The sequence below is a fragment of the Streptomyces sp. NPDC047028 genome (genome assembly GCF_040644095.1).
Classification (GTDB): Bacteria; Actinomycetota; Actinomycetes; order Streptomycetales; family Streptomycetaceae; genus Streptomyces.
This window is the reverse complement of sequence record NZ_JBEYVS010000034.1, coordinates 70,860-96,795: the sequence shown is the minus strand read 5'-3', so window position 1 is coordinate 96,795 and position 25,936 is coordinate 70,860. Positions and strand designations below refer to the sequence as shown.

Below are 25,936 nucleotides of genomic sequence, written 5' to 3'. Positions count from 1 at the left end.
TCAAGGGGCGCGGGGAACTGCGCGAGGAGCCCCCGCCGGCGGGCGGTCTGGTGCGTCGTTTCGCACCCTGTTCGGCGGGCGGTCCTGCAACCCCGTCAAGGGGCGCGGGGAACTGCGCGAGGAGCCCCCGCCGGCGGGCGGTCTGGTGCGTCGTTTCGCACCCTGTTCGGCGGGCGGTCCTGCAACCCCGCCAAGGGGCGCGGGGAACTGCGCGACAAGCCCCCACCGGCGGGCAGGCTGGTACGGCGCTGCGGTGCTTTGGAACCCTGCTGAGAGGCGAGGGGAGTCTGCGTCCTTCGGTTGAGGGGAGTTGTGTCGGCGCGGCCCCGCAGGAGTGAGCTGGCGCACACCTGCCGTAGAGTTGAGGCCGGTCGACAACTGACCGTGGCAGATCGGAAGGGCAGCAGGCGTGACCGTCGACGACACGGGCTCCGGTGAGGGCGACCGGGTTGACCCGGAGGCCGCCGAGTCCGGCGAGGACCCCCTCGCGCTGCGTCTCGAACAGCTCATCCTGGGTGCCGAGCGGCGCTACACCCCCTTTCAGGCGGCCCGGAGTGCCGGTGTCTCCATGGAACTGGCCTCCCGCTTCTGGCGGGCGATGGGCTTCGCCGACATCGGGCAGGCCAAAGCGCTGACGGAGGCGGACGTGCTCGCCCTGCGGCGCCTGGCCGGTCTCGTCGAGGCGGGGCTGCTGAGCGAGGCCATGGCGGTGCAGGTGGCCCGGTCGACCGGGCAGACCACCGCCCGGTTGGCCGAATGGCAGATCGATTCCTTTCTCGAAGGGCTGACCGAGCCTCCCGAGCCCGGCATGACCCGGACCGAGGTGACGTATCCGATCGTCGAGCTGCTGCTCCCCGAGCTGGAGGAGTTCCTCGTCTACGTCTGGCGGCGCCAGCTCGCCGCGTCGGCCGGGCGGGTCGTGCAGACCGGTGACGACGAGGAGATGGTCGACCGGCGGCTGGCCGTCGGCTTCGCCGACCTCGTGGGGTTCACGCGGCTGACCCGCCGGATGGAGGAGGAGGAGCTCGGCGAGCTGGTCGAGGCGTTCGAGACCACCGCCGCGGACCTCGTGGCAGCGCGGGGCGGGCGACTGATCAAGACCCTCGGCGACGAGGTGCTGTACGCCGCCGACGACGCCGGTACGGCCGCTGACATTGCTCTCAGGCTGGTCGAGACCATGGCTCATGACGAGACCATGCCGGAGCTGCGGGTGGGCATGGCGTTCGGGACCGTGACCACGCGGATGGGCGACGTCTTCGGTACGACCGTCAACCTCGCGTCCCGGCTGACCTCGATAGCGCCACGGGACGCCGTGCTCGTGGACAGCGCGTTCGCACAGGAGCTGACCCGGACGGGTGAGGCGCCTGCCTCGGAGGCGGAGGCCGCCGAGGCCGCGGCCGCCGCGGAGAAGGAGGGGGAGGAGCCGCCCACGTACCGGTTCGCCCTCCAGCCGATGTGGCAGCGACCCGTTCGCGGGCTGGGCGTTGTCGAGCCCTGGCTCCTCAACCGCCGCGCCGCCGACGCGTAGGGCCGGCGCCTAACCCCGGCCCAGTGGGCCCACGCAGAGGCCGACTACCGGCAGACAGATGCCCCCGGGGTTCTTGGGGGGTGGGGTGCTGGTGGGCGTCGGGCTCGGGGTGGTGGGCTGCGGAGCCGGGTGCGTGTGGGGCGGCTGGTGGTCTCGTTCCGGTGGGGTGGGGGCCGTCCTTGGCGGATGGGGGGTGCTCGTGCCGGTGGTCGGCGGGGGCGGGGTGCTCGTAGCTCGCGGCTCGGGGGATGTTTGCGTGGGCTGTGATGGGGGCGGGGTGATCCTGCCGCCCATCGGGGATGCGGACGTCGGCGGCGCCGTCGGGGTGGCGCTGGTGGGCGGGGTGCTGGAGGCCGCTTCCGTTTCCGTGGTGCCCGGGGTGAGGCGGGGTTCCGCCGCCGCCGTGCCGGGGGCGCCCACTCCGGAGTCGGGTGAGAGGCGGACCAGGCTCAGTACCCCTGCTGCCAGGGCCAGGCCGCCGGCCGCCAGCAGGACCTTGCGCGGGCGGGGCTTGCGGTGGCGGCCGCGCCCGTCCGTGGGCCGTGGCTCCGGTGTGTTTGTGGCTATTGGCGTCATACCGTCCCTCCCCTGGCGCAGCGCACGTTATGCGGTTGTCTGGGCGGGGTGGGGCGAGTCGGCCGGATGTCACTCGAACGGGCGTAGGGGGGGTGGGGTGGTTGCTCTTCCGCCGGGGCCGGGGTGACTGCGATGATGGCCGTCGAGTTGTTAACACGCGTTAACCGGAGGGTGTCATGAGCGAGGAGCGGTTCGGGGAGTTCGTGCTGGTGCGGCGGCACGGACACGTGGCGGAGCTGGTGCTGGACCGGCCCAAGGCCATGAACGCCGTGTCGACGGAGATGGCCCGCTCGCTCTCGGCCGCGTGCGCCGCGCTGGCCGCCGACCGGGACGCACGGGCCGTCGTACTGACGTCGTCCCACGAGCGGGCCTTCTGTGTGGGTGCGGACCTGAAGGAGCGGAACTCGTTCAGTGACGCCGATCTGGTGCGGCAGCGGCCGGTGGCCCGGGGTGCGTACACCGGGGTGCTGGAGCTGCCGATGCCGACGATCGCCGCCGTGCACGGGTTCGCGCTGGGCGGCGGGTTCGAGCTGGCCCTGTCCTGCGACCTGATCGTGGCCGACCGTACGGCCGTCGTGGGGTTGCCCGAGGTGTCGGTGGGGGTGATTCCCGGGGGCGGCGGGACGCAGTTGCTGCCTCGGCGGGTGGGGGCCGCCCGCGCTGCCGAGCTGATCTTTTCCGCGCGGCGGGTCGAGAGTGAAGAGGCTCGTGCGCTGGGGCTCGTCGATGTGCTGGTCGAGGAGGGGCAGGACCGGGAGGAGGCGCTGGCGCTGGGTACGCGCATCGCCGGGAACTCGCCGGTGGGGCTGCGGGCCGCCAAGCGGGCGCTGCGGCTGGGGCACGGGCTCGATCTGCGGGCCGGGCTCGACGTCGAGGATGCGGCGTGGCGGTCGGTGGCGTTCTCCGGGGACCGGGCCGAGGGCGTGGCCGCGTTCAACGAGAAGCGGAAGCCGGAGTGGCCCGGGGAGTGAGGTCAGGTCCTGCCCAGGACCACGAGGAGGACCAGGAGGACCGTGGCGCCCGCGCTCGTGCCGTGGGCGACCACCGCGGTGAGCGGGAAGTGACGTTCCGCCGTGGCCCCGTCCTGCGAGTGGCGGCCGGAGCTGGGCAGCCAGCGCAGCAGCATCATGAAGCCGAACGCGGCCACGATGAGGACCACCGCGCAGGCCGCCCAGGCCGAGCCGCGCACCCCGCCCAGGAGGAACGCCGTCCAGGCGAGCAGCCCGGCGACGGCCAGCGCCACGTGGCCGAGCACCAGCCACAGCGGTAGTCGTGTCACTCCCGGTGTGCGCTGTCTGAGGCCGCCGTGGCGGATCCACACGGCGGCGAGGTAGCCGCCGAGGGCCGCGGTCAGCAGCCATGCGCAGAGAACGAAGACGCGCATGTTCCCCCTGCTCCCTGTCCTGAGAGGTTCTAAAAGGTTCCGAGATGTTCTGAGAGGTTTCGAGAGGTTCCGGGATGCCTTGCCGTCCGGTGGCCTCAGGACATCGCAGGGGTGGGGGGTGGGCGTGGACAATCATCCAGTTATTCACTCTTAGGTGTGAATCAGGGGTGAATTCTCTCAAGCGGGGGTGGATGGTGCGGCATGGATCCTGGCCATGTGGGTGCAGTCGCAATGCCTCGAATCAGCCGATTTCTCCCTAGGCTGGGGTGATGGGTGAGGAAAAGCGGCTCGCCGCCGTGGTGGCGCTGGCGCAGGGGATGGCGGCGGCGCACACCCCGCGGGAGTCGTGGCGGGCCGCCGCGCTGGGCGCGTGCCGGGCGCTGGACGGCAGCTTCGCGGCGCTGTCGGTGTGGGAGCGGGAGCTGGGGCGGCTGCGGGTCCTGGTGAACGTGGGGGACCGGGCCGTGGACGAGGAGGAGTTCCCGGAGGCCGAGGCGTACCCGGTGCACCAGTTCCCGGAGATCACCGAGTTCCTGCACGAGCGATGGGCGGGCGGGGGTGAGCCGAACGCCTGGGTGGAGACCGCCGAGGGGCCCGCCGCCGGCACCCCCGGGTACTTCCACCAGCGGGTCGCCGCCCTGCGCCGGCGCGGCCGGGGCTGCTGCGTCGTCGCGCCGGTGGTGCTGCACGGGCGGGCCTGGGGCGAGCTGTACGTGGCCCGTCCGGTCGGCGCCGCCGTCTTCCGGCCGCGCGACGCCGACTTCGCCACCGTGCTCGCCTCCGTCGTCGCCGCCGGTCTCGCGCAGACCGAGCGGCTGGAGGAGGCTCGCCGGCTGGCCTACACCGACGCCCTCACCGGTCTGGCCAACCGCCGCTGCGTCGACACCTGCCTGGACGAGGCCATCGAGCGGCACCGGGCCGAGGGTGTCGTGGTGAGCCTGGTGGTCTGCGACCTCAACGGGCTCAAGCGCGTCAACGACACCCACGGTCACGAGGTCGGCGACCGGCTCCTGGAGCGGTTCGGTTCGGTGCTGTCGCTGTGCGGGGCGATGGTTCCGGGGGCCCTGTCGGCCCGGCTCGGCGGGGACGAGTTCTGTCTGCTCGCGGTGGGGCCGCCCGCCGACGACGTGGTCAAGGCGGCCGACGAGCTGTGCCGCCGGGCCGCGGAGCTGGAACTGGGGGAGGGCGTGGCGTGCGGGGTCGCCTCGACCGAGGACCCGATCGGCCCGGTGCCCTCGGCCCGGCGGCTGTTCCGGCTCGCCGACGCCGCCCAGTACCGGGCCAAGGCCATGCGCGCGGACCGGCCGGTGGTGGCCGGCCGGGAAGGGCCGGACGACCCGGTCGTACGGTTGGCCGACGAGCCCCCGCCCGACGAACCCTCACCGGACGAGCCGGCGCCCGCCCGGCCCGAACGGCGGCGGTTCCGGGGGCGCCGGCCGTGAGCCGGAGCACAGGTGAGGTAAGGGGTGCTCCCACGCACCACTAGTGACATCAGGGCATTCAATGCGTACGCTCCTGAATATGAATATGCACACTGTGGTGGTGGGGACGTCCGGGGTCACCGCGTCCGACGTTCTCGCCGTGGCGCGCGGCGGCGCCCGTATCGAGCTGTCGGCGGAGGCGGTCGCGGCCCTCGCGGCGGCCCGGGAGATCGTGGACGCCCTGGCGGCCAAGCCGGAGCCGGTCTACGGCGTCTCCACCGGTTTCGGCGCCCTGGCGACCAGGCACATCAGCCCGGAACTCCGTGCCCAGCTGCAGCGCAACATCGTCCGCTCGCACGCCGCCGGCATGGGCCCGCGCGTCGAGCGGGAGGTCGTACGGGCCCTGATGTTCCTGCGCCTGAAGACCGTCTGCTCCGGACACACCGGGGTGCGGCCCGCGGTCGCGCAGACCATGGCCGACGTGCTGAACGCCGGGATCACCCCCGTCGTGCACGAGTACGGCTCCCTCGGCTGCTCCGGCGACCTCGCCCCGCTCTCCCACTGCGCCCTCACGCTGATGGGCGAGGGCGACGCCGAGGGCCCCGACGGGGTCGTACGGCCCGCCGGTGAGCTGCTCGCCGAGCACGGCATCCAGCCCGTCGAACTGCGCGAGAAGGAGGGGCTCGCCCTCCTCAACGGCACCGACGGCATGCTCGGCATGCTGGTCATGGCCCTCGCCGACCTCGACACCCTCTACAAGTCCGCAGACATCACCGCCGCCCTGTCGCTGGAGGCGCTGCTCGGCACCGACAAGGTGCTCGCGCCCGAACTGCACGCCATCCGGCCGCACCCGGGCCAGGGCGCCTCCGCCGCCAACATGCTCGCCGTGCTCCAGGGCTCCCAGCTCACCGGGCACCACCAGGACGACGCGCCCCGCGTGCAGGACGCCTACTCGGTGCGCTGCGCCCCCCAGGTCGCCGGCGCCGGACGCGACACCATGGCCCACGCCCGGACCGTCGCCGAGCGCGAGCTGGCCTCCGCCGTCGACAATCCCGTGGTGCTGCCCGACGGGCGCGTGGAGTCCAACGGCAACTTCCACGGCGCTCCCGTGGCCTACGTCCTGGACTTCCTCGCCGTCGCCGCCGCAGACCTCGGCTCCATCGCGGAGCGGCGCACCGACCGGCTGCTCGACAAGAACCGCTCGCACGGGCTGCCGCCGTTCCTCGCCGACGACGCCGGCGTGGACTCCGGGCTGATGATCGCCCAGTACACGCAGGCCGCGCTGGTCAGCGAGATGAAGCGGCTGGCCGTGCCCGCCTCCGCGGACTCCATCCCGTCCTCCGCCATGCAGGAGGACCACGTGTCCATGGGCTGGTCCGCCGCCCGCAAGCTGCGCACCGCCGTGGACAACCTCACCCGGATCATCGCCGTCGAGCTGTACGCCGCCACCCGCGCCGTCGAGCTGCGCGAGGGGCTGACCCCGGCACCGGCCTCGCAGGCCGTGATCGCCGCCGTACGGTCCGCCGGTGTGCAGGGCCCCGGTCCCGACCGGTTCCTCGCGCCCGACCTGGCCGCAGCCGACGCGTTCGTGCGCGGCGGGCACCTGGTCGCCGCGGCGGAGAGTGTCACCGGGCCGCTGCGGTAACGGGGCGCCCGGCAGGAAGAAGGGGGCGCCGTCCGAGCGGGTGGCGCCCCCTTCGGCCTGTGCCTACTTCAGCTTGGCGGCCTGCGCCTTGACCACGACGGCCGGCACCGAATAGGGCTTCTTGGCCATCATCGCGCCGATGTTGATCGTCGTGTACAGCGCGAGGGTGTTCCCGTGCCGTACGACCTCGACGTGCACGGGCCCGGTGTCCCCGTCGCCCAGGTCGCTGGTCGCGGCGAACGCCACGGCGGCGTCACCCGTGCCCGAGGTCTTCTCCCCGGCGACCTTGGTGAACGTGGTCCTGTCGCCCTCCCGGACGCCACTGAAGCCGCCCGCGCAGGCCGTGACCGCGTCGGAGACCGACGTCAGGGCCTGCTCGGCGCCGTCCCCGTCGTACGAGGCGAGGGTGACCACCGCGGTGTTCAGGATCATCGACTTGTTGATCGCGTCCTCGAACGTGCCGTCGGCCAGGTCGGCCATGGAGGTGGCGTCGTCGGTGGGGTCCTTCTTGTCCTGCTGGGCCATGCGGTCGGTCTCGGCCGCCGGGGTGCCCGGCGCGATGCCGGTCAGGGTGTAGAGCAGGGGCCGGCACTTCGTGTCGTCGGACTTCACCTTGCCCCGGGCGGGAACGCCGCCCTCGACGGGGCCGACCTTGTACCCGCTCACCTCGCCCTTGGCGATGATCAGCTTCTTCAGTTCCGCGGCGCTCAGCGCCTTCGCGGCCGGCTTGGCCGCCGCCGTGCCGCCCTTGCCGTCCCCGGGGTCCTTCGAACCCGAATCGGAACAGCCCGTGACGAGGGCGAGCGACAGTGCTCCCACGACCGCGGTGGCGCACAGCCGCCCACCCGATGATCTCTTCATGGGCGGACTATGCGTTCCCTGTCAAAGAATCGTCAAGCCGGATTAAAAACCGAGCCGTTCGCGCCGTACCGAATACACGACGAACCCGGCGCCCACGGCGAGGAACAGGCTGCCGCCGACGATGTACGGCGTGGTGTCCACGCTGCCCGTGTCGGCCAGGCCGGGGCCCTCCGGGGCCGTCCGCGCGTGCTCGGTCGTGGCCGCCGACACCACTCTGGCCTGCCGCGTCGCCTGCGTGCCGGTATACGCCGACGTCGTCGTCCTCGCCGGGGCGTCCTGCGAGGCGTTGGCGGACGGGACGAACCACAGGGCGGACAGCAGGGCGCCCGCGGCGGTGGCGGTCAGCAGCGGACGGCGAACGGATGACACGGAATATCGATCCCCTTGTGACGCTGGCGAATTGGCCGTGTGGGGCGATGTTAGTGAAAGTCGCGGGTCACAGGAAAGTCACGAGAGGTTTCAGTCGTACGCTCGCGCCATGAGCACACCAGAGACATCACGCTTTGTACGGCTTCGGGTGGAGCTGGTCCTCGAAGTCCACGACCACGACGAGGTGGCCAAGGCCGCGCTGCGCCGGCTCGCCGCCGACCCCGAGCTGCCGGCGGAGGAGCGCACCCAGGCCGAGGGCGCTGTGACGGAAGACACCGCGGAGGCGCTGGCGTACCTCGTGGACCCGTTCGACCTGGTCAGCGAGGTGCCCGGGGTGGAACTCCAGCAGGCGTCCTGGTCGAGCGAGCGCATCGAGTACGACCCGGACTCGCCCGACTGGGACCTCGGCGGCGATGATGGGGAGGACGACGACGAAGAAGACGACGGCATCGGCTGAGCTTCCGCGGGGAACCCCCTGACCCCGGACGGCGACCGCCGTCCGGGGTCTCGTCGTCCCAGGGGGCGTACGACCAGCGCGCGACCGGAGCGGCCCCGGCCGGGGCGATCCCGGGCACGCGGCACCCTCCGCCCCGGCGGACGTGGTGTGTCCCACAGATCCACGCTCTGGGGAACGAGGCGCGCCGGCCGTAGCGTTGAAGGTTCTTGACGGGGCTCTCGGGGTTAATCGCGACTCGGCAACTATGGAGAAGCTTGTGATGACGGACAGTAAGCGGCGCAGGGGCCTGATGGCCGCGTCCGCACTGCTCGGCGGTGTGCTCGTGCTCTCGGCCTGTTCAGACGGCGACGCGAAGGCGTCGGGCAGTGGTACCGGCGACACCTCGCAGGCGAAGGTCGACGAGGCGGCGGCCAAGAAGTCCTCCGAGGCGCAGATCACGATCACGCCCAAGGACGGCTCGGACAACGCCTCGATCAACAACTCCGCGGCCGTCAAGGTCACCAAGGGCACGCTCACCGACGTGACGATGACCACCGAGAACGGCAAGGCCGTCACGGGCACCTTCTCCGCCGACCACACCAGCTGGAAGCCCGGCACGCAGCTGGAGCGCTCGACCACCTACAAGGTCGCCGCCGAGGCCAAGGACTCCAAGGGCCTCGTCGCCCACGAGAACGCCTCCTTCACCACGGTCTCCCCGGCCAACAGCTTCATAGGCACCTACACCCCGGACAACGGCACCACCGTCGGTGTGGGCATGCCCGTGTCGATCAACTTCGACAAGGCGATCACCAACAAGGCGGCCGTGCAGAAGGGTGTCACCGTCACCTCCAGCAGCGGCCAGGAGGTCGCCTGCCACTGGTTCAACGCCAACCGCATGGACTGCCGCCCCGAGGCGTACTGGAAGGAAGGCTCCACCGTCACGCTGAAGCTGAACCTCGACGGCGTCGAGGGCGCGAGCGGCGTCTACGGCGTGCAGCAGAAGACGGTGAGCTTCCACATCGGCCGCAACCAGGTCTCGTACGTCGACGCGAAGACCAAGCAGATGAAGGTCACGCAGGACGGCAAGGTCCTCAAGACCATCCCGATCTCCGCGGGCGCCCCCGAGCACACCACCTACGAGGGCCAGATGGTGATCTCGGAGAAGTTCAAGCAGACCCGCATGAACGGCGCCACGGTCGGCTTCACCGACGACGACGGCAAGGGCGAGTACGACATCAAGGACGTCCCCCACGCCATGCGCCTGACCAACTCCGGCACCTTCATCCACGGCAACTACTGGGGCGCCCCCTCCGTGTTCGGCAACGTCAACACCAGCCACGGCTGCGTCGGCCTGCAGGACGCCAAGGGCGCGAAGGACCCGAACACCCCGGCGGCCTGGTTCTACGACCACTCGCTCGTCGGTGACGTCGTCGTCGTCCAGAACACCGGTGACAAGACCGTCTCCCCGGACAACGGCCTGAACGGCTGGAACATGGACTGGGCCCAGTGGAAGGCCGGCTCGGCCGTCTGACCGACCGTCCCGGCCGCCCTCGCGGCGGCCGTACGGCGTGCCCGGTGCCGCTCCCGAGGGAGCGGCACCGGGCTTCTCATCTTCCTCTTATGGCCGGCTTATCGAGCCATCACGCGCCGTACCTAGCTTGCGGCGCATGTTCTTCACCTACCTGAGGCGCGAACTGCGCCGCCGTAGAAAAGCGGCCTTCGTCGTCGCCTCCGGTCTTGCCCTGGGCATCGCCCTCGTCATCGTCGTGAGCTCCGTGTCCGACGGCATGGGCAAGGCCCAGGACACGGTCCTGAAGTCGCTGTACGGCCTGGGCACCGACATGACGGTGACCAAGGCCGCCGACTCGGACACCGGCACCGCCCAGCGGCCGCGCTTCCGCTTCGACGCGCGCGGCGACGGCGACACCTCGAAGCAGAGCAGCGACCGGGTCATGGTCCAGGGGTTCACCACGCTCGCCTCCTCGACCGTCGCCAAGGTCGCCGGCCAGCAGGGCGTCGCCTCGGCGGTCGGCGGCCTCAGCCTCGACGTGCTCAAGGTCAACGGCCAGTTCACCCGCGGCCGGTTCCAGCAGGACAGGGGCGCCGGCGGCTTCCGGCGCGGCGGCGGCTCCGCAGCACCCCAGGGCGAGGTCAAGGGCGGCGGCGCCGACTTCGACGTCAACTCCTACTCGGTGTTCGGCACCGACGTCACCAAGACCGCCCTCGGCCCGCTGACCTCCTCGAAGATCACCAGCGGCCGTACCTTCACGACCGGTGAGACCGACGCGAAGGTGGCCGTCGCGGACTCGGCGTACGCCAAGCAGAAGAAGTACAAGGTCGGTTCGACGGTCACCGTCAAGGGCACCACGTTCAAGATCGTCGGCATCGCGACCGCCGACAGCGGCGACCCGGCGGCCAACCTGTACATCCCGCTGAAGCAGGCGCAGACCCTGGCCGGCCAGAAGGACAAGGTCACCACGATCTACGTCAAGGCGACCGACTCCCAGAAGATTGACACCGTGAAGAGCGCCATCCAGAAGAACGTCTCCGGTACGACGGTCACGACGTCCTCCGACCTCGCCAAGACCGTCTCCGGCTCCCTCTCCACGGCCTCCTCGCTCGCCACCAAGCTCGGCACCTGGCTGTCCCTCGCCGTCCTCGTGGCCGCCTTCCTCGTCGCCGGCCTCCTCACCTCCTCCGCGGTCTCCCGCCGGGTCCGGGAGTTCGGCACGCTCAAGGCGCTGGGCTGGCGTTCGGGCCGGGTGACCCGCCAGGTGGCCGGTGAGGCCATGGTCAACGGCCTCCTCGGCGGCGCGCTGGGCATCGCGCTGGGACTGGCGGGCGCCTACGCGGTGACGGCCGTCAGCCCCACGTTGCAGGCGCAGTTGGGCGGCGGCTCCGTCGGTTCCGGCGGCGGCTTCGGCGGCGGCGGTTTCGGGGGTGGCGGCGGTTTCGGCGGCCCGGGCCGCCGGGCGGCGGCGAAGACCCTGGAGGTCGCCCTCACCGCACCGGTCGGCGCCACGACGATCGTCCTCGCGGTGTCCCTGGCCGTGGCCGGCGGCCTGATCGCGGGCGCGTTCGGAGGCTGGCGCGCGTCCCGCCTGAGGCCGGCGGACGCGCTGCGGCGGGTGGAGTAGAGCACGCCGACACCCGTGGGGGCCGACGGACCGGCACCCCCGCACCATCCGCACCGCACCGCCGCCCCCGAACATTCCGGAGCCACCATGTACGAACTCACCAGCGTGACCAAGCACTACACCCGGGGCAAGGACACCATCCGCGCCCTCGACGACGTCACCCTCACCATCCCCGACGGCGACCGCCTCGTCATCCAGGGCCCCACGGGCGGCGGCAAGTCCACCCTCCTCCAGATGCTCGGCGCCCTGGACCGCCCCACCTCCGGCGAGGTCGTCCTCGACGGCACCGACCTGACCAAGCTGAGCGAGGCCCGGCTGACCGGCGTCCGCAGCGAGAACATCGGCTTCGTCTTCCAGTCCTTCAACCTCATCCCGACCCTCACCGCCCAGGAGAACGTCGAGACCGCCCTCGTACCGCTCGGCATCAAGGCGAAGGAACGGCGCGAACTCGCCGCCGACGCCCTGCACTCCGTCGGTCTCGGCGAACGCCGCGCCCACCTGCCCTCCGAGATGTCCGGAGGCCAGCAGCAGCGCGTCGCGATAGCCCGCGCCCTCGTCAAACGCCCCAAGGTGCTGCTCGCCGACGAACCGACCGGCAACCTCGACGAATCGACACGCGACGAGATCATGGACGTACTCGAACGCCTCTGGAAGGAACAGGGGCTGACCTTCATCATGGTCACCCACGACTCCGCGCTCGCGAAGAAGGCGCCACGCCTGGCCACCCTCCGCAAGGGCCGGATCACGGTCAAGGAGAACGCGGGCACCTGACGCCCGCGTGTGTCACGGCCGCGCGGACCCCTTACGGCGACTTAGGGCGACAGGACGGCGCGGGTCGCGTCCGTGCCCCAGCTGGCCAGGAGGCGCAGCGCCTCGGCGGATGGCGAGTGGGGTTCCGCGTGGTACGTGATCAGCGCCTGGTCGGCGTCGTCCGCGACCCGGAACGTCTCGTAGCTCAGGGACAGTTCGCCGACCAGGGGGTGGTTCAGGCGCTTCACGCCGTGACTCTTCTCCTTCACGTCGTGCGTCGCCCACAGCCGGCGGAACTCCTCGCTCTTGACCGAGAGTTCGCCCACCAGAGCGGACAGCCGCGGGTCGTCCGGATAGCAGCCCGCGTCCATACGCAGCGCGCAGACGATGTCGATCGCCTTCTGCTCCCAGTCGACGTACAGCTCCCGGTACTCCGGCTTCAGGAACACCAGCCGCGCCCAGTTCCGCTCGGTGGCCGGCAGTTCCGACCAGTCACCGAAGACCGCCGCCGCCATCCTGTTCCACGCCAGGATCTCCGCACGGCGCCCGGCGACGTACGCCGGCACACCGTCCAGCGTGTCCAGCAACTGCCGCAGCGCGGGGCGCACCTGCTGCTGCCGCGCCGCTGGCTTCTTCTTGTGCCCCTTCGGCCTGGCCAGGTGGATGAGATGGGCGTGCTCGGCGTCCGTCAGGCGCAGCGCGCGGGCGATGGAGTCCAGGATCTCCGCCGAGACGTTACGGCCGTTGCCCTGCTCCAGCCGCGTGTAGTACGCCACCGACACCCCGGCCAGCTGCGCCAGCTCCTCCCGGCGCAGCCCCGGCACCCGGCGGTGCCGGCCGAAGTCCGGCAGCCCCACGTCGTCCGGCTTCAGCCGGGCCCGCCGGCTGCGCAGGAACTCGCTCAGCTCGGCCCGCCGGTCCAGGGGCCGGCCGGCGGAGGCTGCGGCCACGGCTTCCGGCTGTTCGTCCATGCATCCAGTATTCACGGTCGCCCCCGGTCCTACGTTCACGTCCCTGACCCCGCCAGTGGTAGGCACGGCGGTCGTACGCAAAGGCGTGGTCTGGGTGCCGTGCGCCCGGCCCGGCAGGCTGGACGCCGTACCCGGCCGGACACCAGCCGGTCCGGGGACACGACCACTGCTAGGAGAACCCCCCGCATGACCACTGTTGCTGCATACGCCGCGCCCGCCGCGAAGGCCCCGCTGGAGCGGACGACCATCGAGCGGCGCGCGGTGGGCGAGTTCGACGTCCTGATCGACATCAAGTTCGCCGGCATCTGCCACTCCGACATCCACCAGGCCCGCGAGGGCTGGGGCGAGGCGATCTTCCCGATGGTCCCCGGACACGAGATCGCGGGTGTCGTCTCGGCGGTCGGCAGCGGCGTCACCAAGTTCGCCGTCGGCGACCGGGTGGGAGTCGGCTGTCTGGTCGACTCCTGCCGTGAGTGCGAGAACTGCCGGCAGGGGCTGGAGCAGTATTGCCTCGGCGGCGGCGTCGCCACGTACAACGCCGTCGGCAAGGACGGCGAGCCCACCTACGGCGGCTACTCGGAGAAGGTCGTCGTCGACGAGAACTACGTCGTGCGCATCCCCGACGGACTCTCCCTGGACGTGGCCGCGCCGCTGCTGTGCGCGGGCATCACCACGTACTCCCCGCTGCGTCACTGGAACGCGGGCCCCGGCAAGAAGGTCGCGATCGTCGGCCTGGGCGGCCTCGGCCACATGGGCGTCCAGCTCGCGCACGCGATGGGCGCGGAGGTCACCGTCCTCTCCCAGTCGCTGCGCAAGAAGGACGACGGCCTGAAGCTGGGCGCCGACCACTACTACGCCACCAGCGACCCGAAGACCTTCGAGGAGCTGCGCGGCACGTTCGACCTGATCGTCTCGACGGTCTCCGCGCCGCTGGACTTCGGCGCGTTCCTGTCGCTGCTCAGGACGGACGGCGCCCTGGTGAACGTCGGCGCCCCCGAGGAGCCGATCTCTCTCAACCTGTTCTCGGTGATCGGCGGCCGCAAGACCCTCGCCGGTTCCGGCATCGGAGGCATTCGCGAGACCCAGGAGATGCTGGACTTCTGCGCGGAGCACGGCATCGGCGCCGAGATCGAACTGATCCGCGCCGACCAGATCAACGAGGCGTACGAGCGGGTCCTCAACAGCGACGTCCGCTACCGCTTCGTGATCGACACGGCGACGATCTGAGCGGGGGCCTCCGGCCGGCACGCCACCCGGCACGCCAGGGCCCGCCATCGGCGGGCCTTGGCGTGTGGCCTTACAGCGCGTCGAACGGAGGAACGATGCGGACGACGATGATCAGCGGATCGCGCGGGGCCACCAGGAAGTAGAACCATCCGCCGACGGCATCCATGCGCCGCAGCCCGCCGGGGCGGGGGCCGTTTCCGAGGTCACTGACGTCGATGCCCGTGCTCGCGAGATCGACGAGCTGTCCTGCCAGACGCTCCACCTCCGCCACCACATGGGCGGGGACGCCTCCCGCGACGTGGTCGTGATCGGGGTCGTACTCCCAGCGCCAGTCCGTGCTCACCGCGCCGGGATGCCGATGGCCGCGTGGGCCTCGTCCAGGATGCGCCCGATCTCGGAAGCCGCCTGTCGTGTCTGGGCGGCATCGCCCGACGCGGCCGTCTGCTCCCAGTGGCGGAAGTCCGCCGCGAGGTCGGGCCGACGCTGGATGTGGACGTAGACGGCCCACTGGGCGATGAACCGCTGCAGCGGCGCCAGATCCGATCCCTGCCGAGACTGGTCCGCCGCCTGGTCCAGTTCCCGGGTGAAGGCCGGCAGTGCGGCAGGCGCGATCTGGCTGATGGCGTGCCGCAGCGCGGCAACCGTGGCAGGCGGCTGGGGGATGAGTGGCTGCCCGGCGGCGGAGGTGGTCATGGCTGCTCCCATGGGCGTGATTCTGATGCCGCGGCTCAGGCTAACGGGCGGATGCGCCGCCCCACCGCTCCAACGAGTGAGGCAGAAGCGATTCGGCAGTCCGGCCGTGTCAGCCTTCGGCCGGCGCCACGCCGATAGGGCAGGACACGCCTGTCCCTCCGATGCCGCAGTAGCCCGCGGGGTTCTTGTCCAGGTACTGCTGGTGGTAGGGCTCCGCCGGGTAGAAGGGGCGGTCGGCCGCCGGGAGGATCTCCGTCGTGATCGTGCCGTGGCCGGACGCGGTGAGGACCTGCTGGTAGGCGGCGCGGGACGCTTCGGCGGTGGCTGCCTGGGCGGGCGTGTGGGTGTAGATCGCCGAGCGGTACTGGGTGCCGACGTCGTTGCCCTGGCGGAAGCCCTGGGTCGGGTCGTGGGACTCCCAGAAGGTCTTCAGCAGCCGGTCGTAGGAGATCTGGCGGGGGTCGTAGACCACGCGGACGACCTCCGTGTGGCCGGTGAGGCCCGAGCAGACCTCCTCGTAGGTGGGGTTCTCGGTGTGGCCGCCCTGGTAGCCGGCCAGCGTCGTCCACACGCCCGCCGGGAGCTGCCAGAACTTGCGTTCGGCGCCCCAGAAGCAGCCCAGGCCGAAGTCGGCGGTCTCCAGACCCTCGGGGTAGGGGCCGAGCAGCGGGTTGCCGAGGACCGTGTGCCGGTCGGAAACCTCGTACCCGGGCGTGGGCCGGCCCTTGAGCGCCTGCTCGGGCGAGGGCAGCTGGGGCGTGCGGCCGAAGAGCATGAGGACTCCCTGTCGTGCGAGGTGCGGGCGGCTGGTCGCCGGCTCGCGGTGCCGAGTCGTACAACGTCCGGGGCGGGCCGTGCATTCCGGTCGGCGGGCCGGCCGGGGCGGGGGTCCGTTCAGGCCGGGCGGGGCACCGGGGTGCCGCCGTTGGACTCGTAGCCCGCCACCGCCAGCGCGCGGTAGAACGCGAAGTCCGCGGCCGGGTCCTCGGACAGCGTCCAGGGCAGCGCGCCGACATGGCCGTCCACATGTATCAGCTGGCTCATGGCCTCGGCCCAGCGCTCGGCGGCGACCAGGAAGAAGATCAGCAGGTGGCGGACGTGCGCGAGGGTCGGGTCCTCCGGACCGTCCGCGCCGACCGGGCCGTCCGCGTCGTCCTGGTCCGCCGCGTGCACGGCGTGGAGCGCCCCGTGCATCGCCCTGATGACGACCTCGCTCTGGTAGAAGCCGCGCACCAGGTTCACCTCGGGCAGGTGCTCGAAGACCGCGAAGAGCGGGAGGGCGGCGAGCGGGGAGCCCTGCGGGGCGCGGGCCGCGGCGGTCTCCGCGAAGGTGTACGCCTCCGCGCGCGAGCCGTGCCACTTCTCGCACCAGTAGTGCAGCGCCGCGAGGTGCGCGCCCATGTGGTGCGGCGCCACGTCGATGATCCGCAGCCACAGCGCGTCGAACTCGGGCTTGGGGACGGCGAGACCGCGCGCGACGGACAGTTCGACGATGTGCGGGACCGGGTCGCCGGGCGCCAGCAGCGCCGCCTGCGCGCACGCCTGCCGGGCCTCGTCCATGATGACCCGGAACTCCTCCGTGTCCGGATCCGACGTCCGCCACGCGTGCTGTGCCAGGAACTCCGCGTGTACGGCGGCACCGCCCGGCTCCTTGGGCTGCTCGGCCCGCCACACCCGCAGCCACTGCCCGCCCGGCGTCTCGTGCACCCCGCCCGGCCGCTGCGTCAGCTCCAGCGCCGCCGCACCCGCCAGGGCCTGCACGCGCTGCCAGCGCAGCTCGCCCTCGGCGTCGGTGCCGGCCAGCAACCGGGCGGCCGGTCGGTAGTCCTGCGTGCGCTGCACCACGTCCAGGACGGCCAGCAGGTCCTCGTCGGGGCCGGGCATCCGGACGTCCAGCAGTTCCTCGGGCATGAAGCCGTACGCGGCGGGGTCGGCGGCGTCCGGGTGGCCGGGGGGGACCTGCTGCGGGGTGGGGCCGCCGCGGAAGCGGTACGGCCGCAGCACCGCGGCACCCAGAGCGCGCCGCCGGACGCCGGTGCGCGGGGACCGCAGGACGCGGTCGCGCAGCATCGGGGACAGCACGAAGGCCACCATGAGCAGGGCCATCAGCACCCAGAGAATCGCCATGCGTCCAGCGAACCAGACGCCACCGACAATTGGCCAACCCCGCCCCCTGGCCTGTGGACAACTCCCCGGCCGACCTGTGGACGAGCGGCCGGGACAAGCGGCCTGCCGGGGCCGGACCGCGGGGCCGGTGTGGCGGGAAACGGCCGTCGGCCGTCATCCGGCCGTCAGGAGCATTACGCTCGGGGCTCATGAGCGACAGGCACATCAGTCAGCACTTCGAGACCCTCGCGATCCACGCGGGCAACACCGCGGACCCCCAGACCGGCGCGGTCGTCCCGCCGATCTACCAGGTCTCGACCTACAAGCAGGACGGCGTCGGCGGACTGCGCGGCGGCTACGAGTACAGCCGTAGCGCCAACCCGACCAGGACCGCCCTGGAAGAGAACCTCGCCGCGCTGGAGGGCGGCCGCCGCGGCCTCGCGTTCGCGTCCGGCCTGGCGGCCGAGGACACCCTGCTGCGTACGCTGCTCAGCCCGGGCGACCACGTGGTCATCCCGAACGACGCCTACGGCGGCACCTTCCGCCTCTTCGCCAAGGTCGTCACCCGGTGGGGCGTGGAGTGGTCCGTCGCAGACACCACCGACCCCGCCGCCGTACGGGCCGCGATCACCCCGAAGACCAAGGCCGTATGGGTGGAGACCCCCTCCAACCCGCTGCTCGGCATCACCGACATCGCCGCCGTCGCCCAGGTCGCGCACGACGCGGGCGTGCGGCTCGTCGTCGACAACACGTTCGCCACGCCGTACCTGCAGCAGCCGCTGTCGCTCGGGGCGGACGTCGTCGTGCACTCGCTGACCAAGTACATGGGCGGCCACTCGGACGTGGTCGGCGGCGCGCTGATCGTCTCCGACCAGGCGCTGGGCGAAGAACTGGCCTACCACCAGAACGCGATGGGCGCGGTCGCCGGCCCCTTCGACTCCTGGCTGGTGCTGCGTGGCACCAAGACGCTTGCCGTTCGCATGGACCGGCACAGCGAGAACGCCACGAAGGTCGCCGACATGCTGAGCCGTCACGCGCGCGTGACGAGCGTGCTGTATCCGGGTCTGCCGGACCACCCCGGCCACGAGGTCGCCGCCAAGCAGATGAAGGCGTTCGGCGGCATGGTGTCGTTCCGCGTCGCCGGGGGCGAACAGGCCGCCGTCGAGGTGTGCAACCGCGCCAAGGTGTTCACGCTCGGTGAGTCCCTCGGCGGTGTGGAGTCCCTCATCGAGCACCCGGGCCGCATGACGCACGCGTCCGCCGCGGGTTCGCCGCTGGAGGTCCCGGGCGACCTGGTGCGGCTGTCCGTCGGCATCGAGAACGCCGACGACCTGCTGGAGGACCTGCAGCAGGCCCTCGGGCAGTAGCTCTCGGGCCGTAGCTCTCGGGCCGTGGATCTCGGCTCGTGGATACGGCTCGGCTCACCAGCCGGTGATCGGTGGGGTCGTCTGCGACGGCGGCTCCACCCACGGCCGGGCCGACACCGCCCAGACGGTGAACGCCACGGCCGCCGCGCACAGCACCAGCCACAGCAGACGCCGGGCCGCCCGCCGCTGCCGCAGCATGCGCGCCCCGCGCCGGACGGCGTCGCCGTACAGCTCGGGCGGCACCGGAGCGTGCCCGCCCTCCATGATCCGCCGCGCGGCGGACTCCCGTTCCGTGCGGTTCACCGGTGCCTCCCGTCCCGCACCGGCCGCGTCCTGCCGGACCGACCCGTCATGACGGTGCCACCTTCGTGCCCACCGCGCGCGGGGGTGCCGTACGCCTCGGGTGCAGCAGGGTCGCCGTCGCCCGGTCGCAGAGCGTGTGGACGCGTTCCTGGGGCAGGCCGAGCAGGGCGGCCGTCTGTTCCTCGGCGACCCCCTCGTACAGGCGCAGGACGAGGATCAGCCGCTCCTGCGGGGACAGTGCCGCCAGCGGACTGCGCGGATCCGGGCGGGCCCGGCCGAAGGCGCCGTACTGGTGCCACGTCCCGCGCGCGAAGCGGGTCGCGAGGTACTGACGGGCGCAGTCGTACGGGTCCTCGCCGTGCAGCCGGTCCCAGCAGGCGTAGGTGTGGGCGAGCGACAGCGTCAGCAGGCGCCGCGCGCGCGGGTTGCCGTCCGGCGCCTCGGCGGTGAGCAGGGTGGCGGCGTGCAGCAGCCGCCCGGCCGCGCCCGCGACGAACGCCTCGAACTCCCGGGCCCGACGGGCATCGCCGTATGCCTGCCGATCACGCACCGCTGCTCTCCCCCTTGACGGGGCCCTGTCCGGTACGAGACCGATGAACCGCGTACGACGCAGCACCCCGTCTCATATGAGGACAGCCGCGGCGCGAGGTCAAGAGTTCGGACCTCACCTGTGCGGGTCAACCGCGGTGCGGACCGCGGTGCGGGCTCAGGAGGCCGGCGGCCGTTCCGCGGGCTGCGTCGCCGGTACCGCCATCCGTGCGGACAGCGCGCTGTTGAAGCGCGTCAGGAGCGTGCAGAACCGTTCGCGCTCCTCCGGCGCCCAGTCGTGTGTCAGCTCGGCCATCAACTGACGCCTCGACGAGCGCACTTCCTCCAGCCGGGCCTCCCCGCGCGGGGACAGCTGGAGGACCACCGCACGCCCGTCCTCCGGGTGCGAGGTCCGCTTCACGAGCCCGCTGTCCACCAGCGGGGCCACCTGCCGGGTGACCGTGGAGGAGTCGATGCCCATGCTCGCGGCGAGCGCCTTGACGCCCATCGGCCCCTCGTTGTCGAGGCGGTTGAGCAGCAGGTAGGCGGCGCGGTCCATGGAGTTGCGCACCTGTCCTACGCCACCGAGCCGGGTCTGTTCCGCCCGGCGGGCGAACAGGGCCACCTCGTGCTGGAGGGTGTCGAGAAGACCGGGATCACCGACGGTCGTCATGTCCATCGACATTTCAGGTGTTGTGGGCATGGCCGGAGGCTCGCTTCATGAAGGCTGCTGGGTTGGGGGACAGGGTACGCGGCCCGGGCGCGGGCCGTACCGGCGCTGCGCGAACCGGTCTCGGAGCTTGGTCACACCCGGCGTGCCCCGGCGTGAACTGGGAGACTTGGGTCATGAGCCACGGCACGGATCACTCCTTGCGTTCCGTCACCCTCGACGATGTGCGCGGAGCCCAGAAGATGCTCTCGGGCGTGTCGCGGATGACCGCGATGGAGGGCAGCCGGCACCTCTCGCAGCTCATCGGCACACCGGTGCACCTCAAGTGCGAGAACCTGCAGCGGACCGGCTCCTTCAAGCTGCGCGGCGCGTACGTCCGTATCGCCGGGCTGTTGCCCGAGGAGCGCGCCGCCGGTGTCGTGGCCGCGAGCGCCGGCAACCACGCGCAGGGTGTGGCGCTGGCGTCCGCGCTGCTCGGCGTGCACGCCACGGTGTTCATGCCGAAGGGCGCACCACTGCCGAAGATCAGTGCCACCCGGGACTACGGCGCTGACGTGCGCCTGCACGGTCAGGTGGTCGACGAGACGCTGGCCGCGGCGCAGGACTACGCGGACCGGACGGGCGCGGTGTTCATCCACCCCTTCGACCACCCGGACATCATCGCCGGTCAGGGCACGGTCGGCCTGGAGATCCTGGAGCAGTGCCCGGAGGTGGGCACGATCGTCGTCGGCATCGGGGGCGGCGGACTCGCGGCCGGGATCGCGGTCGCGGTGAAGGCGCTGCGTCCGGACGTGCGGATCGTCGGCGTGCAGGCCGAGGGCGCGGCGGCGTACCCGCCCTCGCTGGCTGCCGGGCACCCGGTGGCGGTGCCGAACCCGACGACGATGGCGGACGGCATCAAGGTGGGCCGGCCGGGCCGGGTGCCGTTCGACATCGTCGGCGCCCTGGTCGACGAGGTGCGCACGGTCAGCGAGGACCAGTTGGCGGCGGCGCTGCTGCTGTGCCTGGAGCGGGCCAAGCTGGTCGTGGAGCCGGCCGGTGCGAGTCCGGTCGCGGCGCTGCTGGGTGAGCCGGGGCCCTTCCCGGGCCCGGTCGTCGCGGTGCTGTCGGGCGGCAACGTCGACCCGGTGCTGATGCAGCGCGTCCTGCGGCACGGCATGACCGCGCAGGGCCGCTACCTGGCGGTCCGGCTGCGGCTGACGGACCGGCCGGGTGCCCTCGCGACGCTCCTCGGGGTGTTGTCAGTGGTGGACGCTAATGTCCTCGACGTGAGCCACGTACGGACCGATCCCCGGCTCGGGCTCACGGAGGCGGAGGTGGAGTTGCACCTCGAGACCAAGGGCCCCGCGCACTGTACGGAGGTCGGCCAGGCGCTGCACGAGGCGGGTTACACCGTCATCGCCTGAGGCCCGACAGCTCTCTGTCACTCGTTCGAGAAAATCCGTTGAGCGACGCGATACATCGCGTTATGGTGTGTCGGCAGTCACGGATATCTGTCCTTCCCGACATTCGTCATCCCCGACATCCGCCATTTCTGACATCCGCCATTCCCGACGACGTGGAGAACTCACATGCCAGGCGCCATCTATGCCGAAGGCCTGGTGAAGACCTTCGGTGACGTAAGGGCACTGGACGGCGTGGACCTCGATGTCCCCGAGGGCACCGTCCTCGGCCTGCTGGGGCCCAACGGCGCCGGCAAGACGACGGCCGTCCGCTGTCTGACGACCCTGCTGCGCCCCGACAGCGGCACGGCGGTGGTCGCGGGCGTGGACGTGCTCAAGCACCCCGACGAGGTCCGCCGCTCCATCGGCCTCTCCGGCCAGTTCGCGGCGGTCGACGAATACCTGACCGGCCGCGAGAACCTGCAGATGGTCGGGCAGCTTTACCAGATGCGGGCGAAGGCGGCGAAGCAGCGCGCGGCCGAACTGCTGGACCAGTTCAACCTCGCGGACGCCGCCGACCGCCCCGCCAAGACCTACTCCGGAGGCATGCGCCGCCGCCTCGACCTCGCGGCCGCCCTCGTGGTCTCCCCGCCGGTCATGTTCATGGACGAGCCGACCACCGGCCTCGACCCCCGCAACCGCCAGCAGCTGTGGGAGGTCATCAAACAGCTCGTCTCCGGCGGCACGACGCTGCTGCTGACCACCCAGTACCTGGAAGAGGCCGACCACCTCGCGCACGACATCGCGGTCGTCGACCACGGCCGGGTCATCGCCAAGGGCACCTCCGACCAGCTCAAGGCGCGCACAGGCGGCGAGCGCGTCGAGGTCGTGGTGCACGAGCGTGAACGCATCCCGGACGCCCGCGAGGTGCTCGCCGGCTTCGGCAAGGGCGAGACCACCGTCGAGGACCACACCCGCAAGCTCACCGTCCCCGTCACCGGCGGCGCCAAGCTCCTCGCCGAGGTCATCCGGGAGCTGGACAGCCGCGGTATCGAGATCGACGACATCGGACTGCGCCGCCCCACCCTCGACGACGTCTTCCTGTCCCTCACCGGACACGTCGCCGAGACGGAGGCCGAGGAGAACGGCGAGGCCGCGAAGGCCGGCGGCAGAAAGGCCGGCAAGGGCGCCGGCAAGGACAAGGAGACCGTCAAATGAGTGCCGTCACCGACACCGCGCCCGTCGCGGCCCCCGGCAACCCCCTGGGCCGGTCCGTCCGCGACTCACTGATCGTGGCCAAGCGGAACCTGATCCGCATGTCCAGGATCCCCGAGATGGTGATCTACGGTCTGATCCAGCCGATCATGTTCGTGGTGCTGTTCACCTACGTGTTCGGCGGCTCCATGAAGATCGGCGGCAGCACCAGCGCCCTCGACTACAAGAACTTCCTGATGGCCGGCATCTTCGCCCAGACGGTCACGTTCGCCACCGCCAGCTCCGGCGTCGGCATCGCCGATGACATGCACAAGGGCCTCATCGACCGGTTCCGCTCCCTGCCCATGGCGCGCGGCGCGGTGCTCACCGGGCGCACCCTCGCCGACCTCGTGCAGACCGCGCTCACCCTGCTCGTCCTCGCCGTCGTCGCCCTGCTGGTCGGCTGGCGGACCGGATCCGACGGCGACACCAACCCGGCCAGAGTCGCCGCCGCCTTCGGCCTGCTGCTCCTGCTCGGATACGCGTTCACCTGGGTCGGCGCCCTGATCGGCCTGTCCGTGCGCACCCCCGAGGCGGCCACGTCCGGCGGGCTGATCTGGCTCTTCCCGGTGACGTTCATCTCCAACGCGTTCGTGGACACCAGCCACATGACCCCGTGGCTGCGCCACATCGCGGAGTGGAACCCGTTCAGCGCCACGGTCCAGGCGGCCCGAGTCCTGTTCGCCAACCCCGGCGTGTCCCCGTCGCACGCCTGGCCCATGGAACACCCGGTCTGGGCGTCCCTGCTCTACTCGGTCCTGATCATCCTGATCTTCCGCACCCTCGCGGTCCGCAAGTACCGCTCGGCGACCGCGTGACAGGGCCACGGCCATGACAGGACCCCGGCCATGACAGCGCCCCCGGAGTCACGGGGACTCCGGGGGCGCTGCCGACTTATTCAGACGCCGTGTTCAGCCCGAGTACGGCTCGGCCTTGATGATGCGGACCGAGGCCTTCCTGCCGTTCGGCAGCTCGTAATCCGCGTCCTCGCCGACCTTGTGGCCGATGACACCGGCGCCGAGCGGGGACTGCGGCGAGTACGTCTCGATGTCGGCGCTCGCGTACTCGCGGGAGGCGAGCAGAAACTCCAGGGTGTCGTCCTCGTCACCGTCGAAGGCGATCGTGACGACCATGCCGGGAGCGACGGCGCCGTCCGTGGAGGTGGGGGCCTCGCCGACCTGGGCGTTCTCCAGCAGCTGGGTCAGCTGGCGCACGCGCAGCTCCTGCTTGCCCTGTTCCTCCTTCGCCGCGTGGTACCCGCCGTTCTCGCGCAGGTCGCCCTCCTCGCGCGCGGCGGCGATCTTTGCGGCGATCTCCGTGCGCGCAGGACCAGTAAGGTGCTCAAGCTCGTCCCTGAGCTTGTTGTACGCCTCCTGGGTCAGCCAGGTGACGTTCTCGCTGGTCTGGGTCACAGGGTGCTCCTCGTCGGTACTGGGAATACAAAAGCATCGCCCTACCCAGAAGAATGTTCCTTCTTGGATGGGCGAAACCACGAGCCTAACAATTCACGGCCGTGAGGGGGAGGACATAAGGCATCAGACTGGCATCAACGCAGGTCAGGGTCAATGTATTCCGGGATGCCGCCGGATCAGTCGGCGTGGCAGCCGAGCAGTTCGGCCGTCGTGCCCTTCGCCGTCGTACGGAGCGTGACGACCTTGTCGATCTGCGTGGCCGAACCCGAGAACCGGAAGTCGGCCCGGCCGACCTCGGTCCCGTCGGCGGACTGTGAGCGCAGGGTGCAGTAGCCGTGCGTGCCGGCGTCCTTGTGGACCTCCAGGTGCACCTGCACCGCGTCGTCCGTGGCCTGGAAGGCGACGACCTGGGCGCTGATGTCGCTTTCCGCGACGTAGTGGTAGGCGAACCAGCCGATCAGCGCGAGCAGCACCGCGCCCAGCGCGGCACCGGCGATCTTGAGTCTGCCGTCGGCACGCTTGTCCGAGGAACGGCCGTAGCGGCCCTCGGGCAGCCGCGTGCTCGCCGTACTCATGATCGTCCTCTCCGCGGAATTTTTCGCCCCCCGATTCGGTCACTATAGAAGCTGCCGAACGCACCCCAAGGTACGGGGGCGCCGACATTACCGAGGATTGAGCCTTGACTGACCAGCTGCGACTGATGGCCGTTCACGCGCACCCCGACGACGAGTCGAGCAAGGGCGCGGCGACCATGGCGAAGTACGTGTCCGAGGGGGTGGACGTGCTGGTGGTGACCTGCACGGGCGGAGAGCGCGGGTCCATCCTCAATCCCAAACTCCAGGGTGACGCGTACATCGAGGAGCACATCCACGAGGTGCGCAAGAAGGAGATGGACGAGGCCCGCGAGATCCTCGGCGTCAAGCAGGAGTGGCTCGGCTTCGTCGACTCCGGCCTGCCCGAGGGCGACCCGCTGCCCCCGCTGCCCGACGGCTGCTTCGCCCTGGAGGACGTAGACAAGGCGGCCGGGGAACTGGTCCGCCAGATCCGCTCCTTCCGCCCGCAGGTGATCACCACCTACGACGAGAACGGCGGCTACCCGCACCCCGACCACATCATGACCCACAAGATCTCGATGGTGGCGTTCGAGGGCGCGGCGGACGCCGAGAAGTACCCCGAGGCCGAGTACGGCCCGGCCCACCAGCCGCTGAAGCTGTACTACAACCAGGGCTTCAACCGCCCCCGCACCGAGGCGCTGCACCACGCCCTCCTCGACCGGGGCCTGGAGTCGCCGTACGGGGACTGGCTCAAGCGCTGGGAGCAGATGGAGCGCGTCGAGCGCACGCTGACCACGCACGTTCCCTGCGCGGACTTCTACGAGATCCGCGACAAGGCGCTGATCGCGCACGCCACGCAGATCGACCCCGAGGGCGGCTGGTTCCGGGTCCCGCTGGACCTGCAGAAGGAGGTCTGGCCGACCGAGGAGTACGAGCTGGCGAAGTCCCTCGTCGATACCTCCCTCCCCGAGGACGACCTCTTCGCGGGCATCCGGGACAATGCCTGACATGAGCGCAAGCCTGGCACTGACGCATCTCGTCCCCCTCGCCAAGGACCTCGACCAGAACAAGGTCACCCCTGGCGTCCTCGGCTTCATCGTCTTCGCGGTGATGGCCGTGGCGGTGTGGGGTCTGATGAAGTCGATGAACAAGCAGATGCAGAAGGTCGACTTCAAGGAGAGCCCCGCGGCCGGAGCGCCGGCGGATTCGGCGGACGCCGAGCCCACCGACTCCGCCGAGCCGTCCGGATCCGGGCCCGCCGAGTCGGCCGGCCCGAAGTCCGCGGGCTCCGAGACCGCGGGCTCCAAGACCGCGGGCTCCAAGACCGCCGGTTCCTAGCGCACGCGCGCACGGGCCCGGCCC

28 protein-coding genes and 1 pseudogene are annotated in these 25,936 nt (G+C 71.2%); 16 read left to right on the top strand and 13 right to left on the bottom strand.

Features of this window, described 5'->3' with window-relative positions; genetic code table 11:
* Positions 1 to 409 precede the first annotated feature (409 nt).
* The 3 genes and pseudogenes from ABZ854_RS27335 to ABZ854_RS27325 all read left to right on the top strand — a co-directional run bounded on the left by ABZ854_RS27335 (position 410) and on the right by ABZ854_RS27325 (position 3,075).
* Positions 410 to 1,528, top strand: a complete 1,119-nt coding sequence (locus ABZ854_RS27335; RefSeq protein ID WP_361215473.1) for an adenylate/guanylate cyclase domain-containing protein — start codon at positions 410 to 412, stop codon at positions 1,526 to 1,528.
* 675 nt (positions 1,529 to 2,203) lie between these two features.
* Positions 2,204 to 2,284 (top strand): annotated as a pseudogene (locus ABZ854_RS27330) (hypothetical protein); the annotation flags it as partial.
* The gene (locus tag ABZ854_RS27325; protein ID WP_361215470.1) at positions 2,281 to 3,075 is read left to right on the top strand and encodes an enoyl-CoA hydratase-related protein; all 795 of its coding nucleotides are present in this window, start codon (positions 2,281 to 2,283) and stop codon (positions 3,073 to 3,075) included. The pseudogene ABZ854_RS27330 and the gene ABZ854_RS27325, both read left to right, overlap by 4 nt.
* A gap of 2 nt (positions 3,076 to 3,077) precedes the next feature.
* On the opposite strand, the gene ABZ854_RS27320 is transcribed toward ABZ854_RS27325, so the two are convergent.
* The gene (locus ABZ854_RS27320) at positions 3,078 to 3,488 is read right to left on the bottom strand and encodes a hypothetical protein (protein ID WP_129307154.1); all 411 of its coding nucleotides are present in this window, start codon (positions 3,486 to 3,488) and stop codon (positions 3,078 to 3,080) included.
* A 269-nt stretch (positions 3,489 to 3,757) separates the two neighbouring features.
* On the opposite strand from ABZ854_RS27320, the gene ABZ854_RS27315 reads away from it, so the two are divergent.
* Positions 3,758 to 4,930, top strand: coding sequence for a sensor domain-containing diguanylate cyclase (locus ABZ854_RS27315; protein WP_361215467.1), 1,173 nt, complete (start codon positions 3,758 to 3,760; stop codon positions 4,928 to 4,930).
* Positions 4,931 to 5,015: 85 nt separating this feature from the next.
* A complete protein-coding gene (gene hutH, locus ABZ854_RS27310) occupies positions 5,016 to 6,554 on the top strand; it encodes a histidine ammonia-lyase (RefSeq protein WP_361215490.1) in 1,539 nt (512 codons plus the stop codon).
* Between the two features lie 63 nt (positions 6,555 to 6,617).
* Here hutH and ABZ854_RS27305 read toward each other — a convergent pair whose 3' ends face one another.
* Together ABZ854_RS27305 and ABZ854_RS27300 are read right to left on the bottom strand one after the other, a co-directional pair.
* Positions 6,618 to 7,415, bottom strand: coding sequence for a hypothetical protein (locus tag ABZ854_RS27305; RefSeq protein WP_361215464.1), 798 nt, complete (start codon positions 7,413 to 7,415; stop codon positions 6,618 to 6,620).
* A 42-nt stretch (positions 7,416 to 7,457) separates the two neighbouring features.
* A complete protein-coding gene (locus tag ABZ854_RS27300; RefSeq protein WP_361215461.1) occupies positions 7,458 to 7,784 on the bottom strand; it encodes an LAETG motif-containing sortase-dependent surface protein in 327 nt (108 codons plus the stop codon).
* 109 nt (positions 7,785 to 7,893) lie between these two features.
* On the opposite strand from ABZ854_RS27300, the gene ABZ854_RS27295 reads away from it, so the two are divergent.
* The 4 genes from ABZ854_RS27295 to ABZ854_RS27280 all read left to right on the top strand — a co-directional run bounded on the left by ABZ854_RS27295 (position 7,894) and on the right by ABZ854_RS27280 (position 12,128).
* Positions 7,894 to 8,241: a hypothetical protein gene (locus ABZ854_RS27295; RefSeq protein ID WP_361215458.1), complete on the top strand. Its 348-nt coding sequence runs from the start codon at positions 7,894 to 7,896 to the stop codon at positions 8,239 to 8,241.
* Between the two features lie 259 nt (positions 8,242 to 8,500).
* Positions 8,501 to 9,751 carry an Ig-like domain-containing protein gene (locus ABZ854_RS27290; RefSeq protein WP_361215454.1) on the top strand — a complete coding sequence of 417 codons (1,251 nt, stop codon included), beginning with the start codon at positions 8,501 to 8,503 and terminating at the stop codon, positions 9,749 to 9,751.
* Between the two features lie 136 nt (positions 9,752 to 9,887).
* Complete coding sequence (locus ABZ854_RS27285; RefSeq protein ID WP_361215451.1) at positions 9,888 to 11,357, top strand: ABC transporter permease; 1,470 nt, start codon at positions 9,888 to 9,890, stop codon at positions 11,355 to 11,357.
* An 87-nt stretch (positions 11,358 to 11,444) separates the two neighbouring features.
* The gene (locus tag ABZ854_RS27280) at positions 11,445 to 12,128 is read left to right on the top strand and encodes an ABC transporter ATP-binding protein (protein WP_361215449.1); all 684 of its coding nucleotides are present in this window, start codon (positions 11,445 to 11,447) and stop codon (positions 12,126 to 12,128) included.
* 41 nt (positions 12,129 to 12,169) lie between these two features.
* Here ABZ854_RS27280 and ABZ854_RS27275 read toward each other — a convergent pair whose 3' ends face one another.
* Positions 12,170 to 13,078, bottom strand: a complete 909-nt coding sequence (locus ABZ854_RS27275) for a helix-turn-helix transcriptional regulator (RefSeq protein ID WP_361215446.1) — start codon at positions 13,076 to 13,078, stop codon at positions 12,170 to 12,172.
* Between the two features lie 186 nt (positions 13,079 to 13,264).
* Here ABZ854_RS27275 and ABZ854_RS27270 point away from each other — a divergent pair, with 186 nt between their 5' ends.
* Positions 13,265 to 14,305 carry an NAD(P)-dependent alcohol dehydrogenase gene (locus ABZ854_RS27270; protein ID WP_361215443.1) on the top strand — a complete coding sequence of 347 codons (1,041 nt, stop codon included), beginning with the start codon at positions 13,265 to 13,267 and terminating at the stop codon, positions 14,303 to 14,305.
* A 70-nt stretch (positions 14,306 to 14,375) separates the two neighbouring features.
* Here the strand turns inward: ABZ854_RS27270 and ABZ854_RS27265 are convergent, their stop codons facing one another.
* The 4 genes from ABZ854_RS27265 to ABZ854_RS27250 form a co-directional block, all read right to left on the bottom strand.
* Positions 14,376 to 14,648: a hypothetical protein gene (locus ABZ854_RS27265; protein WP_361215440.1), complete on the bottom strand. Its 273-nt coding sequence runs from the start codon at positions 14,646 to 14,648 to the stop codon at positions 14,376 to 14,378.
* Complete coding sequence (locus tag ABZ854_RS27260; RefSeq protein ID WP_361215487.1) at positions 14,645 to 14,998, bottom strand: DUF6247 family protein; 354 nt, start codon at positions 14,996 to 14,998, stop codon at positions 14,645 to 14,647. The genes ABZ854_RS27265 and ABZ854_RS27260 overlap by 4 nt, the downstream gene beginning before the upstream one ends.
* Before the next feature lie 109 nt (positions 14,999 to 15,107).
* Positions 15,108 to 15,773, bottom strand: coding sequence for a peptide-methionine (S)-S-oxide reductase MsrA (gene msrA / locus ABZ854_RS27255; RefSeq protein ID WP_361215437.1), 666 nt, complete (start codon positions 15,771 to 15,773; stop codon positions 15,108 to 15,110).
* A gap of 119 nt (positions 15,774 to 15,892) precedes the next feature.
* Complete coding sequence (locus ABZ854_RS27250) at positions 15,893 to 17,125, bottom strand: hypothetical protein (protein WP_361215434.1); 1,233 nt, start codon at positions 17,123 to 17,125, stop codon at positions 15,893 to 15,895.
* Between the two features lie 188 nt (positions 17,126 to 17,313).
* On the opposite strand from ABZ854_RS27250, the gene ABZ854_RS27245 reads away from it, so the two are divergent.
* Complete coding sequence (locus ABZ854_RS27245; protein WP_129307141.1) at positions 17,314 to 18,471, top strand: cystathionine gamma-synthase; 1,158 nt, start codon at positions 17,314 to 17,316, stop codon at positions 18,469 to 18,471.
* 54 nt (positions 18,472 to 18,525) lie between these two features.
* Here the strand turns inward: ABZ854_RS27245 and ABZ854_RS27240 are convergent, their stop codons facing one another.
* The 3 genes from ABZ854_RS27240 to ABZ854_RS27230 form a co-directional block, all read right to left on the bottom strand.
* A complete protein-coding gene (locus tag ABZ854_RS27240; RefSeq protein ID WP_361215429.1) occupies positions 18,526 to 18,774 on the bottom strand; it encodes a hypothetical protein in 249 nt (82 codons plus the stop codon).
* Positions 18,775 to 18,820: 46 nt separating this feature from the next.
* The gene (locus ABZ854_RS27235; protein ID WP_361215426.1) at positions 18,821 to 19,324 is read right to left on the bottom strand and encodes a sigma factor-like helix-turn-helix DNA-binding protein; all 504 of its coding nucleotides are present in this window, start codon (positions 19,322 to 19,324) and stop codon (positions 18,821 to 18,823) included.
* 156 nt (positions 19,325 to 19,480) lie between these two features.
* Positions 19,481 to 19,987 (bottom strand): MarR family transcriptional regulator, encoded by a 507-nt coding sequence (locus ABZ854_RS27230; protein WP_361215484.1) that lies wholly within the window; start codon positions 19,985 to 19,987, stop codon positions 19,481 to 19,483.
* A 161-nt stretch (positions 19,988 to 20,148) separates the two neighbouring features.
* Between ABZ854_RS27230 and ilvA the strand changes: the two genes are divergently transcribed.
* The 3 genes from ilvA to ABZ854_RS27215 all read left to right on the top strand — a co-directional run bounded on the left by ilvA (position 20,149) and on the right by ABZ854_RS27215 (position 23,426).
* A complete protein-coding gene (ilvA, locus tag ABZ854_RS27225; protein ID WP_361215424.1) occupies positions 20,149 to 21,378 on the top strand; it encodes a threonine ammonia-lyase in 1,230 nt (409 codons plus the stop codon).
* 165 nt (positions 21,379 to 21,543) lie between these two features.
* Positions 21,544 to 22,572, top strand: a complete 1,029-nt coding sequence (locus ABZ854_RS27220) for an ATP-binding cassette domain-containing protein (protein WP_361215421.1) — start codon at positions 21,544 to 21,546, stop codon at positions 22,570 to 22,572.
* Positions 22,569 to 23,426, top strand: coding sequence for an ABC transporter permease (locus ABZ854_RS27215; RefSeq protein ID WP_361215418.1), 858 nt, complete (start codon positions 22,569 to 22,571; stop codon positions 23,424 to 23,426). Before ABZ854_RS27220 ends, ABZ854_RS27215 begins: the two co-directional genes overlap by 4 nt.
* A gap of 93 nt (positions 23,427 to 23,519) precedes the next feature.
* Here the strand turns inward: ABZ854_RS27215 and greA are convergent, their stop codons facing one another.
* Positions 23,520 to 24,020, bottom strand: coding sequence for a transcription elongation factor GreA (gene greA, locus ABZ854_RS27210; protein ID WP_361215415.1), 501 nt, complete (start codon positions 24,018 to 24,020; stop codon positions 23,520 to 23,522).
* A 176-nt stretch (positions 24,021 to 24,196) separates the two neighbouring features.
* On the bottom strand, positions 24,197 to 24,595 hold the full coding sequence (locus ABZ854_RS27205) for a DUF4307 domain-containing protein (RefSeq protein WP_129307134.1): 399 nt from the start codon (positions 24,593 to 24,595) through the stop codon (positions 24,197 to 24,199).
* A gap of 125 nt (positions 24,596 to 24,720) precedes the next feature.
* Between ABZ854_RS27205 and mca the strand changes: the two genes are divergently transcribed.
* Together mca and ABZ854_RS27195 are read left to right on the top strand one after the other, a co-directional pair.
* Positions 24,721 to 25,581, top strand: a complete 861-nt coding sequence (mca, locus tag ABZ854_RS27200) for a mycothiol conjugate amidase Mca (protein ID WP_361215481.1) — start codon at positions 24,721 to 24,723, stop codon at positions 25,579 to 25,581.
* A gap of 1 nt (position 25,582) precedes the next feature.
* Positions 25,583 to 25,912 carry a hypothetical protein gene (locus tag ABZ854_RS27195; RefSeq protein ID WP_361215412.1) on the top strand — a complete coding sequence of 110 codons (330 nt, stop codon included), beginning with the start codon at positions 25,583 to 25,585 and terminating at the stop codon, positions 25,910 to 25,912.
* Positions 25,913 to 25,936: the final 24 nt, after the last annotated feature.